Raw genomic sequence first — 11,727 nt, forward strand, 5'->3', positions numbered from 1 at the left:
CTTCCAGGACCCATAGACATTTATGTCTATGCTCGATAGCAACATGACCAACATAGACAAAAATATCTATGCTGCAGGAGCCCTACACCTTGCTCCCATAGACATTTATGTCTATGCTCAAACAGTAAATTATAATCGCTAAATAGCGTATTGAAGGGAGTGGAAATAATGCAAGAGAGCAAAGTAAAGTTATCAAAAAAAGATGTTAGAATGTACATGTACCTAATGCTTGTTCCGCTGATTTTTGCCAGCATCTGCATGGGAGCTGGTTATTGGCAACCAGCAGCCGGGTTTGCGCTACTAGCATACCCGTTTGAACGTCGAATATCTAATTGGGTATCTGGTGAAGAGCCGTAAACACTTACCCTTTCATAGATATTACAGGTAAAAAGCACATGAGTTACCCTGGCGGTAAAGGTGGTGCAGGTGTCTATCAAAAGATCATCAATATAATGCCGCCACACAAAACCTACATAGAAGGCTTTCTTGGAAGCGGTATAATTTTAAAGACAAAAAAACCTGCTCAAAAAAATATTGGACTAGATTTATCTGATACTGTCGTCAACCAAGATTGGGATGCTCAAATCTTTCAGGTCAATACGATTGAATGGCTTTCAAAATACCAATGGCAAGGCAACGAGTTGGTATACCTCGATCCACCATATGTATTAAGCACTCGAACGAACAAAAAAATTTATGAACACGAGATGACTGACAAAGACCATCTCGATTTACTCCGTGTCATAAAAAAAATTCCAGCAAAAATTATAATTTCTGGATACTGGTCAGAACTTTACGCCACTGAATTAGGAAACTGGAACAATTTCCAATTTCAAGCAATGACTAGAGGCGGTCAGAGAACAGAAACTGTTTGGTATAATTACGACAAACCTACCCGATTACACGATTATAGTTTCCTTGGTGAAAATTTCACCGAAAGGCAAAGAATAACTAGAAAAAAGAAAAGATGGATTGAACGCCTATCCAAAATGGATGATCACGAAAAATACGCCCTGCTTGACGTAATAGATACCGCCTTCGGTAATCAAATATAATAATGAGGATTTGAAAATTATCGGAAATTTTAATCCAAAGCTTTCTTGTGACCCGACGACCGACAATTCTGTGACCAAAAAAATAGAACCGGGCTGTTAAAGCCCGGTTCTAAAATTAACGGTCGCGTTCTATATCGCTTCTGGAATGATCTGTTCCTCTACTCAAATCCACTTTCTGTTCATTCACTTGGTTAAACGAAACCTCACTATGAGAAAGTTCGGGCGGTGGAGGTTTGGAAACCGTTTTACCACCGGGCAGAAGAGCTAAAATATCATCGATAATTCGCTCAAGTAGCATGATGAATAACATCGGTTTAGACCACTTTCTTTGCGATAGATAACCCAAAAGAACCAATCTTTTTAGCGGAAATACCCTTATCAGCAGTTTCTCCAAAGACCTGTAAGGCCATACCTGCAACTTCAATCAATTTATGATAAAGGAACATAAGCAATACTCCCGTAAGCAATAGCTGCCAATACTCCTTACTAAAGATAACATTAGCCCCGCTCTCTGGGGCTGACTCTGTTAAATCGAAAATTCCTGACATAATTATTAGTACGGCAGACGCTGCCGCAGCCGCTAAAAACAGCTCCAATGCAGAAGTAAGCATAATCTTCAAACCTGCAATAAAAATTGGTCGCGTACTTTTATCAGCCAATGCCGCAATCATAAATGGTGATAATATCCCAATCCCCATAATCTTAAAATATGAGCCGATAACGGACTTAATCATTGTCCAAACCAACACCATAAAAGGTATGCACAACAATACCACACCAACAATAACAGACAGTTTCGCCCAAATATCTATATCATCGGCCATAGCAAATAGCTGACCAAATATATGATCAAGGAAAACTAATTCAGTGGCGCATAGCAACCCACCAATACCTGTACTTTTAACCTCAACACTACCAGTAACTTCCAAAATTTTTGTACCAGCCCAAGGCCCCAAATTTTTAAGAAAGTCAAAAATTGGCCACCAAAAATCAGTAGCCGCCCCTCCTGCCAAAACTGCTGATACCAACATCAAAATAAATATGTAAGAAGCTATATCCATAAAATTTGTCTGGGGATCAAAGCGCCCACCAATGGCGTTGATAAGCCTCCAAGCCATATAAACAGCAGCCCAAGCCCCAATCAAAGATGAAAGGCTATAACCAAGGGCCTCCAAAGAGGCTTTTGCGAGTTGTGTTGTAACGCTATCAAGCCCATAAAATACATCCCCAACAATGCACTCGTCCATTATTCAACACTCCCAATAGACAAGTGTAGCTTTAGTATTTTGTATTTCTTAAAAAGAGTGCGATCACTTTTCTCCTCAGTCCATTCCGGTTGAGTAAGCACAACCCCATTTTGCAAATCTGAATACGGGATTGGTTTATGATACGGAACTGCTTGGAAATATGGTTTAAGTGCGATTTGAAAACTGGTTGATGATTCAGTATAGGAGATTTCAAGTCGCCCGACAGAAGTCCTAATTTCACACAATGGAACAATAGAAAAATCACATTCATGAGTTGGAAACGCATCCAAATGCGGTTCTACATTTTTCCTTATTTGGCTCGTTATCGCACCACTGAAAACGAACTTATTTTGATCTGCAAAAGCTGGATCAATAACCAAAAATAGACAGAATACAAATGCGCATAATTTAAAAAACATAATCGGAATACCTTATTTTTCTCGTCCACGATCTTTGCCTTTCTTAAGGCCCTGGCTGGACTTCATTGAACGTGCAATATCTTTCGCCTGAACAGGCTCTTTGGCTTTAATTTGCTGAGTTGGTTTTACCTTCTCTGGCTCTTTTGCTTTAATTTGCTGAATTGGTTTAACCCCTTCTGGCTCTTTCGCTTTAAACACACCAAAAAGAGCCTTTGCTTTATCCGCAATATTGATTTTCTTCTTTTCTGCCTTCGCGACAGGATCAGGAAGTTTTTCTTTAACTGGATCAACAAGAGCCGTTTTTTTGTTTACAAAATCAAGATCACGATTGACCTGTTGGGCAACAGCCTTGTTCACCCGATTTTTATGCAAAATTGCATTATCTTGAGAAACAATTTCAATCAAATGAGGTTCTTTATGTGTTGCTGCTTCCAGACGAGAAATTGCTTGATCCCGCCATGATTTTGAAAGTCTTACATCTCTTTGTGATATATTTGCTGGTACATCAATAGTAGAACCAAAGATCTCAGGCCGATTATTCGCATACCAAAACGCAGTTTTAGGTTTCTCGGCGGCCATTTCCAAAAATGATTGCCTTGCTTTAGATGGGTCATGATATTTCAAATCAACAAATTGCTTGAGCTTTATTGCTGAACTCTGGCCAAGCTTTGGCAACTTTACAGGTTGTAGCTTAATATCAGAAACCCCAAACTCACTTTTGGGACGCCCTAAAATCCGGGCTTGAGCCTCAACACCATTACGCTGATACCAGATAGGTGATTGACGAGATAAAAGATCTGGTGATTTTATTTTCGCAGCAAAATAATCATGTTTTAATCTTAAGCTTTCTTTTGCTTCTGAAGCCACAACCTCATTGAAATGAGATATCTGTTTAGTGATAACGGATTTCTGCATTGGTGAGATATCTTCACGCGCTGCTTGCTTCTTGAGCTTGTTAAGTTCCTGAATCTGCTTCTTCTGTTTTACGTTGGTCACAATATTTTCAATAATCTTAGGTCGATCAAGACGTCTTGTCGCTTCAACTTCAACACCATGTTCAAGGGCAATTTCCTTAGCGTGGAGCCGCAGTCTATTAAGCTGCTCACGTTGCAGCCTGAGAGTGCTATCAATGCCCTCAGTTGTCATAACAATGTGCACATGAGGGCGCGCTTGATGACGATGAATAGCGTAAACGGCTCTATGGCCTTCACTTGTAAATGGCTTAAGGTAATCTTGTGTTATCGCGTGTAATTGGTCGTCTGAAACCTGGCTATGCGAAACAGGAAAGCTGATTACCTTATGAACTGATTGCCTCCGGTAAAATTTATCAGCATCAGGCATTTCTCGCTTTTCAGCAGTCGAAGCATCCCGGAACTTTTTTGAAAAATTTTCTCGATCTGTCAGAAGATCCCAATCTTGAATATGTTCAAAAATCTTATCTTTATCAATTGGTGTTCCATCCTGCTCAAAAACGCCAAGATCATCTTTACCGCCGTGTTTCGCAATATAATGAATTACAGCAGAAACACCCTTTACCGTCTTGGAGTATGAAACAGCCTTAACTACAACCTCCCGGCTCCTTGTGCTCTTTTTCACGTCACTTGTTGGTGTGAATGCAGCCCTGCTTTTAGGTGATCTAAGCCGTTCTTCCCAAGGGTTTCTCATTAGTTTATTTGCCCCATTTTTTCAGCATAGAGCGCAGAGGTTTTTCGTGTGTTTTAAGCGTATCTCGAACCGCTAATAACTGTTCGATGGTTGGTAATGCGGTTGCGGTGCGTAGATTTGATCGGTAGGCAATCTGGTTTATGTTTGTGGCTATCCCTGTAATTTGACGTAGCAATGTTTTCAAATCCTGGCGCATATCATCCGGGATAGGTGGCCTCCCAAGGTGCGATAAAAGCGCTTCATTTATGAAACGGCTTTTAGCGCCCCGCCCCTCTTTTTCTTCAAGACGCTCCAGATACTCAATAAGTCTCTTGTCTTTGATCCTGAAATTTACGTGCAAAACGACCTCAAAAATATGAGCGGTAAAACCGCGCCTCCCCCGACAAGTCGGGGTACTTCGTAGAACAGGATGACGCTAGTCATGCATTTTGTAATACAAAATGCGTATCCTGCATATAGTCTAAAATTATATCTAACAGACTTTCAACATGCAAATACAGTTATTTAGCAGAAAGCATAGAAATCATAGGATTGGCACAGTTTACAACCGACCAAAAAGAGCCTTGCACAAAGCTAGAAAAGGATGAAAAGGACCAGCACATTAAACAAAACGGGGGAAATCAAGCCGCACAAATACGACAATACAACCAAACTAACAGCACAGCCCAAAAAATATATTTGTGAAGAAAAGTTGAATAAAAATATACAGTAAATAGCGACAAATTATAAACAAAAACAACATAAAATACGTCTAATAAATCTGTTGATGAAATGAGTCATCTGTTGCCCGGTATCTTTCCCACTCCCACCTTGCTTACGACTTTTCTATTCTGAGAAATTGCAAGGTTTTTACAATAACTTGCGCCTTGAACATCACCACCGACCATTGCCAGCATGTCCAGGATAGACGCTGAAACCAAGCGGCGTCTTTCTGTTTTTAAATGCCAAGGTTTATCAATAACTTGAACCCATATAATCAAAGATAAAAAAAGGCCCGGATATTTCCGGGCCTAAAAAAATCGGTGAGTACAAAAGTTAATTAGAAAAGATTTACAAGATAGAAAAACATATCATCAAAAAATAATGTCACCTTTGATAAGGTCGGGCCGTTAAATAAAAAATCACGATGAACCAGCCAAAATGTAAAATACATAAACATTCCATATATAAAGGCTAACATAGGAATATTAATCCAAAATACAAATGACATATACCTAACGCCAAGCATGTAAAAAATGGGAAAAGACAAGAACGAACTAGCCACCAAAAACAATACTAAAGTAAGCATATTATCGTGCCATGCCGTTTCACGAAAAAAGAAACCAAATGGCATATAACAAACAAATATAGCCCAACCAAAGAATGGCAAAAGTTTAACTGAGTGTGATTTATCAAGCATAAGAAAACCTCAACCAATAATTTTATGACGGGTCATATACTCGCGAAGCGCCAATTCAACCAAACCTGTCATTGTCTTTGGCTCAAGCCCTGCCCTTTTATTATCACGGGTATAATCTTCTAAAGTCTCTGACATTTCAGGCGGCAACGTGATTGTTCTTCGAACATACGAACTCTTGTCATATGATGATGTGCTGACTTTACCATAGGGCTTATCTGCCAACTTATCGGCCAGTTCATCAACAGATTTGTTAGACGGTTTTGACGTTCTTGTTTTTATTGCCATTGAAAAATCTCCTGTAGCAAAGTTTTGATTTCATCGCTTGCTTTTTGATTATCAAGCTCAACAACTGAAACACCTTGAGGTATAGCATCGCGGTAAATTTTACGGTGATAGCCAACGGCGTTTAAAGGTTTGAACTCCGGGAAAGAGGAAACGAAGGAAATAAAATCTCGACGCTCTGCATCGATGACAGACGGATTTGTCGAGGCCATCGCGTGATAAACGTAGGTTATTAGCTTAGGGTTCAAATCAGTGATTTTTTGAATCTGTTCCTGAAGCTCTTCGAGAGTATCAAGGTCTAGTTGTGACGCTTGATGTGGAGCCAGTAGAACATCAGCCACTGCCGCACCTGTGATCAACTCTCTTGAATTTCGCCCTGGCACGTCCACAATCACAAAATCAAATCTATCTCGTAAAGATGATAACGCAGATTGAAGGTTTCCGGTTTTTTCAAGAACGGTTAAAGCAGGAAGGTGTCCAGCCTCTTCTCGATCAGCGTTCCAGCGCGAACTTGACCTTTGAGGATCAGCATCAACTAAACAAACATCACGGCCCAAAGATGCAAGAGCAACAGCAAGATTTGTTGCTGTCGTAGTCTTCCCTGACCCACCTTTATTAGACCCCACGACGACAACCTTTTTATCCGTATCCATGTTTTCATATTTCCTATTTATTATATAATAAATAATATTTCATATGGCCAATTTTGCAATATTAATTTTTCATATTTATGAATTATTATTTATGAATTATGCACAGTAATCTGGATTTAAATGTTCAACATCAACCTGATCCCACTGCGCAGGGTCTGGGTTCCAGCACCCCAAAGAAACCCTATCCTGTAACAGAATATGAATATCCTTTTGCCCACATTGACGGCACTTTATTCTTGATCTGATATCAAAAACATAAACAAACGGCGTATACTTTGGCCCATCTAGTAGAACTTGTGGATCAAGGTGATTTTTATGACCACACGCCAGACAACAACAGCTCAAAACTTGATCAGCATCAACAAGCGCGCCAAGGGTCCAATAATCCATAACTCAAGCCCCTGCATCTAGCTTTTTAAGTCTCCGCGATAATGTCGATTTATCAACATTGAAAACTTGTGCTATCGAAGACATAGAAGGAAATTCACCGTTATCATCTGCGGTTTTTAAAAGCCGGGATGCAGCTTTTACTTGTTCATCAGATAGCTTTTCTGGCGGACCAAATTTAACGCCGTTTGCCTTGGCTGCCGAAATTCCGGCGTGTGTGCGTTCTAAGATTAGATCGCGTTCCAGTTCGGCAAAAACCGACGCTATAGTAAACATTGCTCGACCCATGGCAGAAGATGGATCAATACCATCACTAATTGATTCAAGGCTCACGCCTTTATCTTCCAAAACCTTCACAAAATCCAAAAGGTCAACGGTTCGCCTTCCTAATCGATCAAGTTTTGAAACGACAAGAACATCACCGGGTCGAGAGATATTCAAAGCCTGATCAAGTCCAGGTCGTACAACCCGAACAGCAGATAGTTGATCTGTGAATATTTTTTCGCAACCAGCCTCTTTCAAAATCTTGATCTGAGAAGATAGATTTTGTTCCGGCGTTGAAACTCTGGCATAGCCTATTTTCATGTTGCATATCTCAATGTTGAATATTTACTTATGCAACGATATATATGCAACAGGGTTATGCAACATAATATCGTCAAGGAATACTAATTCTGTGGAACGTTGCACAAACGATCCCTTATGCAACGCGCCCTGCACGATTAATAAACCACCCCCCCCCAGCGTTCCATGAACTTGATCCAATTCAGAATATGATTCCAGTCATCTGATTGCACAAAAGCTTGTGCTACACCTGCCTCAACTGCTCCCGACCAATACTCACAACAAAACCGGGGGGTTTCTGGAAAATCACGGCGTGATACTTCTGCATAATCAACGATCAATCGAAGAATTGACCCATCAGGAAGTTCTTTACCAAAACAAGGGCAAGGCTCCCCCCGAAATGAGCAATCCGTAAATCCATCAGGCAATTCGATATCAAGGACAAAATCAGGAAATTCCGAAACGCAGTACATAGCAAATCCTTCTGTTTATATGAATTATTATATCATAAATAATAAATATGAAAACATAAATATGATAAAATTATCCTATTATTTCAAAAAAAATAGCCACATAACAAAAGCTTACAGGAATAAAGAAGCTATACGAAAAGGCCCTGATCCAAAGCGTTATTTCGCAACACATAATTATTATTTCCTATTTATGAAATATTAAAACAAAGAAATTTGAGAGTTTGATGGGTCAGATATATTATAAATCCGCCTAGCGCGTTTAACGGTTTCAAGACCGGAACATATTAAGTGACCGGATTTTTCAACAGTCGTATGCGCCCATATTCTTAACCCGTTTCCATTATAACAATATGCAATCTGATTAGGCCCACAACTGCCCCCCCAGTTTAGGGAATAACTCAAATAATCAAACAATTCTGCATCCGTATGCCCCCGGTCCTTATCAAAACCATCCCACAATAAACAGGCACAGATCCGAGTGACGATGTGGTCAATTTCAGCCTGAGATATACTTTTCATTTTTTAAAGCCTTTCTTTAATTGTTCTGTTCGGTTTCAACATGAAACCGGAACAAGCAAAGCGGTGACTGAGCGGCAAGGAATTGATCAAGATCCGAAGGGGGCGGAGGGGGATCACCCGCTTTGCACTGAGCAACGCGAGGGAAAAGGGGGGATACCGCCCCCGGAGTGACGCCCATAGGGCGGCAACCCGACAGGGGGGTCTTGATCAAGGGCGGTAAGACCGCCTAACTGCGCCCTGGCGCAATAAGGCCATGGGCCGGAAAAGCATTCTATCTATGCTGATCGTCACCCGTATGGGACAAGACCTCTTGAGGGCTTGGTGTAGCTTGGCGAGGTATCGAGCCTAGCGAAATAGAGCAGGGACCCCTTTGGGGCATCCTGAAAAAAACAGAGCTAATTACAATACTTTGGTAACGGCCAGTTTTTCACAGTATCCGTTTCAAACTTTTTATATCGGCCTTTCGAATAACGGGGGCAGTCACGCGCCAAGCCAGCACCAATAATAATTTCTGCAAGATCATGACCATTCAACCAACAAACGCCTATCTGACGATCATAGGATTTATGACCGGATAAAGAGCAATCAACAACCTGTCCTTTTAGAAGGTCCCTCATAAAAGAGGATGCTTCATCACCCGCAACAGTTCCGAGTTCTGGGGCATGAAGACCTTGCAAGCGTATAGGGACAGAGAGGACTTCGATTGTGTCGCCGTCCCTAACATGAGTGACAGCACCAGAAAGCTTTGAATCTGCGAAAGCCGGAGAGGAAAAGAAATAATAAATAATAAATAATAAATATGAAATACTAATTCCTAAATATGGCCTGATATGATCAGGACATGGGGCGCGAAAGCGCCAGTGGCTTGTTTTACAAGGCACATTTAGGACGCCGGAAGCTTTAAACATCATTCTATGGTAATCCGCACCCGGCTACCTGTAGCCTTAGCCGCTTGCATAATCGTGTGAAGACTGATGCCTGTATCAGTTTCATTAAGAACCCTATAGACCTGATTAGGGCTTGTATTCATACGCCGAGCAAGTTCGGCCTTTGATATTTTTTGCTCTGCCATCGAACGCGCAACCGACAGCGCTATGACGCGTTTTGCAGCAAGTTCCGTAACTTCCTCCAAGATCCCATCTTCTGCGAGAAAATCATCAAAAGAAGATCCCCGGTGAATATTTTCCATTTTAATAACCTTTCTTCATTTCTTGGTACATTTTCCAACGATCTTTAGCTAATTTAAGATCTTGTGGCGGTGTTTTTTGCGTTTTTTTTATAAACGCATGAAGTAAAATCATATCAGGGCTATCAATAGAAAATAATACCCGGAATATACGTTTATTAATATTTGACCTTACTTCAAACAATCCGCCTGACATTGGACGACAAACGGGCAACCCAACAGGCCAACCAAATTCAACGGCCATAATATCAGTACCTACGATTTTTCTCTCGTCCGGTAAAAGATCTAATATCTGTTCTCGAACAGGTTCAGCACCATTTGCTGTCCGAAAAAATATTGCCTTGAGAATTTTTGTTTTGTTTTCCATACAACAACCATACTAAAAAAGGTACGACATGACAAGGGAAATGTACTAAAAAAAGTATGTTATTATTTATTATTTATTATTTATTATTTATTATTTATTATTTAATAAACACAACACTTTTATAGCCTCATCGAAAGACAGATTTAAATTAAGATAAACGGTGTCACTTCCCGGATACATTTGCAAAACTCCTCTGTTGAAAGAATATTCTCTAGAATTTCTCTGCGAAAGGTTGCTTGTTACTTTTTTTAATAAATTGATTTTTTGGTTAAATTCCGTTTCTTCACGGGATTTTTTTTCTTTGATTACATGAGCATCAAGAATTTCTAGCTTATAATCAGGGAGTAGACGCCTATTAATATCACCAGCGATATTTTTTCCACTTCGAGCCGGGTTTACGGTAATCCTTGCCTTAGAACCATATTGATTAGGCAATATCCCCTTTATAACAATCCGGCCTTTATGCCCCCAAACATTAGAGCAAAGTTCAATGTTTTGATTCCGGTCTTCCTTGTTTGATAAAATAACAATGTGGCTATATCCCGGTTTTTTTTCGGTCATGATTTTGTTGAAAATCCAAGCCCCGGTAATATAAGGCGCGATATCTTCAGCCAAAATATAAAGGCGTTCTCTAACCTGATCGCTCATTTATGCATACTCTTGAAACAGGGCAGGGCGCTTGTTGCTATAGTTTGGTTTTGTGCTGCCGTACTGGTCGCGGATTTCGTCCATAGAAAAAGCACCTCGGCTTTTACTCTTCCAATCAGCGGGGCGGAAATACCATTTTATTTTTTTGCTGGCATACCTAAAACCAGCTCCTTTTAAAACATCCTTATGTTTTCGTGTCTGGCCACCAACCCAAACCCAAGCCCCACATACTTCAATTTCAAGCCCATCAAGCCCAAAAATTGCATTTAGTGCAGTGTTTAAAATTTCTGGATAACCTGCGTTTTCTTCATCAATAGAACCTGTAAAATCTTTAAGCTCTGCATAGGCCGCATTCACAACTTGCATCATGTCAGCCCCTGCCGGGTTTAAATCCGGGTGGTATTTTTTTGCAGCCATACGAAAGGCTTTTTTAACAATCTCAGGAGTGATTTGACCGGATAAATCAAGAATTGCTGCTGCGTCTGATTTTTTCATTTTTTAAAGCCTTTCTTTAATTGTTCTGTTCGGTTTCAACATGAAACCGGAACAAGCAAAGCGGTGACTGAGCGGCAAGGAATTGATCAAGATCCGAAGGGGGCGGAGGGGGATCACCCGCTTTGCACTGAGCAACGCGAGGGAAAAGGGGGGATACCGCCCCCGGAGTGACGCCCATAGGGCGGCAACCCGACAGGGGGGTCTTGATCAAGGGCGGTAAGACCGCCTAACTGCGCCCTGGCGCAATAAGGCCATGGGCCGGAAAAGCATTCTATCTATGCTAATAATTCCATCTGTGACGTGTCCAGGTAATAAAGCGTGACTGACCAGGTTGATGATCTGTGACGCAGCCGGCAGCTATTGTGTGA

Annotated in this window: 16 protein-coding genes; 2 read left to right on the forward strand and 14 right to left on the reverse strand. The window is 40.8% G+C overall.

Translation table 11 applies throughout. The features are described 5' to 3' along the window. Nucleotides 1-168: 168 nt before the first annotated feature. Together O4H49_RS20255 and O4H49_RS20260 are read left to right on the forward strand one after the other, a co-directional pair. The gene (locus O4H49_RS20255) at nucleotides 169-357 is read left to right on the forward strand and encodes a hypothetical protein (RefSeq protein ID WP_269425250.1); all 189 of its coding nucleotides are present in this window, start codon (nucleotides 169-171) and stop codon (nucleotides 355-357) included. Nucleotides 358-395: 38 nt separating this feature from the next. Then, entirely contained in the window at nucleotides 396-1,055 is a 660-nt protein-coding gene (locus O4H49_RS20260) for a DNA adenine methylase (RefSeq protein WP_269425251.1), read from the forward strand. A gap of 314 nt (nucleotides 1,056-1,369) precedes the next feature. On the opposite strand, the gene O4H49_RS20265 is transcribed toward O4H49_RS20260, so the two are convergent. From O4H49_RS20265 to O4H49_RS20330, 14 genes are all read right to left on the reverse strand, one after another. After that, nucleotides 1,370-2,302, reverse strand: coding sequence for a hypothetical protein (locus O4H49_RS20265; protein WP_269425252.1), 933 nt, complete (start codon nucleotides 2,300-2,302; stop codon nucleotides 1,370-1,372). Beyond that, complete coding sequence (locus tag O4H49_RS20270) at nucleotides 2,302-2,721, reverse strand: hypothetical protein (protein WP_269425253.1); 420 nt, start codon at nucleotides 2,719-2,721, stop codon at nucleotides 2,302-2,304. The genes O4H49_RS20265 and O4H49_RS20270 overlap by 1 nt, the downstream gene beginning before the upstream one ends. A gap of 12 nt (nucleotides 2,722-2,733) precedes the next feature. Beyond that, entirely contained in the window at nucleotides 2,734-4,386 is a 1,653-nt protein-coding gene (locus tag O4H49_RS20275; protein ID WP_269425255.1) for a relaxase/mobilization nuclease domain-containing protein, read from the reverse strand. A 4-nt stretch (nucleotides 4,387-4,390) separates the two neighbouring features. Beyond that, the gene (gene mobC, locus O4H49_RS20280; protein ID WP_269425256.1) at nucleotides 4,391-4,726 is read right to left on the reverse strand and encodes a plasmid mobilization relaxosome protein MobC; all 336 of its coding nucleotides are present in this window, start codon (nucleotides 4,724-4,726) and stop codon (nucleotides 4,391-4,393) included. A 1,068-nt stretch (nucleotides 4,727-5,794) separates the two neighbouring features. Next, nucleotides 5,795-6,070 (reverse strand): hypothetical protein, encoded by a 276-nt coding sequence (locus O4H49_RS20285; RefSeq protein WP_269425257.1) that lies wholly within the window; start codon nucleotides 6,068-6,070, stop codon nucleotides 5,795-5,797. Continuing rightward, nucleotides 6,061-6,720 carry an AAA family ATPase gene (locus tag O4H49_RS20290; protein ID WP_269425258.1) on the reverse strand — a complete coding sequence of 220 codons (660 nt, stop codon included), beginning with the start codon at nucleotides 6,718-6,720 and terminating at the stop codon, nucleotides 6,061-6,063. The genes O4H49_RS20285 and O4H49_RS20290 overlap by 10 nt, the downstream gene beginning before the upstream one ends. A gap of 96 nt (nucleotides 6,721-6,816) precedes the next feature. Next, nucleotides 6,817-7,110 (reverse strand): hypothetical protein, encoded by a 294-nt coding sequence (locus O4H49_RS20295; protein WP_269425259.1) that lies wholly within the window; start codon nucleotides 7,108-7,110, stop codon nucleotides 6,817-6,819. A 3-nt stretch (nucleotides 7,111-7,113) separates the two neighbouring features. Beyond that, nucleotides 7,114-7,692, reverse strand: a complete 579-nt coding sequence (locus tag O4H49_RS20300; RefSeq protein ID WP_269425260.1) for a recombinase family protein — start codon at nucleotides 7,690-7,692, stop codon at nucleotides 7,114-7,116. Nucleotides 7,693-7,829: 137 nt separating this feature from the next. Continuing rightward, nucleotides 7,830-8,144 carry a hypothetical protein gene (locus O4H49_RS20305; RefSeq protein WP_269425261.1) on the reverse strand — a complete coding sequence of 105 codons (315 nt, stop codon included), beginning with the start codon at nucleotides 8,142-8,144 and terminating at the stop codon, nucleotides 7,830-7,832. A gap of 914 nt (nucleotides 8,145-9,058) precedes the next feature. Further along, nucleotides 9,059-9,574, reverse strand: coding sequence for a thermonuclease family protein (locus tag O4H49_RS20310; protein WP_269425262.1), 516 nt, complete (start codon nucleotides 9,572-9,574; stop codon nucleotides 9,059-9,061). After that, the gene (locus tag O4H49_RS20315; RefSeq protein ID WP_269425263.1) at nucleotides 9,571-9,852 is read right to left on the reverse strand and encodes a helix-turn-helix domain-containing protein; all 282 of its coding nucleotides are present in this window, start codon (nucleotides 9,850-9,852) and stop codon (nucleotides 9,571-9,573) included. The genes O4H49_RS20310 and O4H49_RS20315 overlap by 4 nt, the downstream gene beginning before the upstream one ends. A 1-nt stretch (nucleotide 9,853) precedes the next feature. Further along, nucleotides 9,854-10,216: a type II toxin-antitoxin system RelE/ParE family toxin gene (locus tag O4H49_RS20320; RefSeq protein WP_269425264.1), complete on the reverse strand. Its 363-nt coding sequence runs from the start codon at nucleotides 10,214-10,216 to the stop codon at nucleotides 9,854-9,856. 90 nt (nucleotides 10,217-10,306) lie between these two features. Beyond that, nucleotides 10,307-10,864 carry a hypothetical protein gene (locus O4H49_RS20325; RefSeq protein ID WP_269425265.1) on the reverse strand — a complete coding sequence of 186 codons (558 nt, stop codon included), beginning with the start codon at nucleotides 10,862-10,864 and terminating at the stop codon, nucleotides 10,307-10,309. Beyond that, complete coding sequence (locus O4H49_RS20330; protein ID WP_269425266.1) at nucleotides 10,865-11,359, reverse strand: J domain-containing protein; 495 nt, start codon at nucleotides 11,357-11,359, stop codon at nucleotides 10,865-10,867. Nucleotides 11,360-11,727 lie beyond the last annotated feature (368 nt).

The sequence above is a fragment of the Kiloniella laminariae genome, assembly GCF_027214005.1.
Classification (GTDB): domain Bacteria; phylum Pseudomonadota; class Alphaproteobacteria; order Kiloniellales; family Kiloniellaceae; genus Kiloniella; species Kiloniella laminariae_A.

Excerpts from the sequence above, each read along its gene's own strand:
- O4H49_RS20275 (WP_269425255.1), bottom strand. The coding sequence starts at position 4,386 with ATGAGAAACCCTTGGGAAGAACGGCTTAGATCACCTAAAAGCAGGGCT.
- O4H49_RS20285 (WP_269425257.1), bottom strand. The coding sequence starts at position 6,070 with ATGGCAATAAAAACAAGAACGTCAAAACCGTCTAACAAATCTGTTGAT.
- O4H49_RS20295 (WP_269425259.1), bottom strand. The coding sequence starts at position 7,110 with ATGGATTATTGGACCCTTGGCGCGCTTGTTGATGCTGATCAAGTTTTG.
- O4H49_RS20305 (WP_269425261.1), bottom strand. The coding sequence starts at position 8,144 with ATGTACTGCGTTTCGGAATTTCCTGATTTTGTCCTTGATATCGAATTG.
- O4H49_RS20270 (WP_269425253.1), bottom strand. The coding sequence starts at position 2,721 with ATGTTTTTTAAATTATGCGCATTTGTATTCTGTCTATTTTTGGTTATT.
- O4H49_RS20320 (WP_269425264.1), bottom strand. The coding sequence starts at position 10,216 with ATGGAAAACAAAACAAAAATTCTCAAGGCAATATTTTTTCGGACAGCA.
- O4H49_RS20260 (WP_269425251.1), top strand. The coding sequence starts at position 396 with ATGAGTTACCCTGGCGGTAAAGGTGGTGCAGGTGTCTATCAAAAGATC.
- O4H49_RS20290 (WP_269425258.1), bottom strand. The coding sequence starts at position 6,720 with ATGGATACGGATAAAAAGGTTGTCGTCGTGGGGTCTAATAAAGGTGGG.
- O4H49_RS20330 (WP_269425266.1), bottom strand. The coding sequence starts at position 11,359 with ATGAAAAAATCAGACGCAGCAGCAATTCTTGATTTATCCGGTCAAATC.
- O4H49_RS20265 (WP_269425252.1), bottom strand. The coding sequence starts at position 2,302 with ATGGACGAGTGCATTGTTGGGGATGTATTTTATGGGCTTGATAGCGTT.
- O4H49_RS20300 (WP_269425260.1), bottom strand. The coding sequence starts at position 7,692 with ATGAAAATAGGCTATGCCAGAGTTTCAACGCCGGAACAAAATCTATCT.
- O4H49_RS20325 (WP_269425265.1), bottom strand. The coding sequence starts at position 10,864 with ATGAGCGATCAGGTTAGAGAACGCCTTTATATTTTGGCTGAAGATATC.
- O4H49_RS20310 (WP_269425262.1), bottom strand. The coding sequence starts at position 9,574 with ATGATGTTTAAAGCTTCCGGCGTCCTAAATGTGCCTTGTAAAACAAGC.
- O4H49_RS20255 (WP_269425250.1), top strand. The coding sequence starts at position 169 with ATGCAAGAGAGCAAAGTAAAGTTATCAAAAAAAGATGTTAGAATGTAC.
- O4H49_RS20315 (WP_269425263.1), bottom strand. The coding sequence starts at position 9,852 with ATGGAAAATATTCACCGGGGATCTTCTTTTGATGATTTTCTCGCAGAA.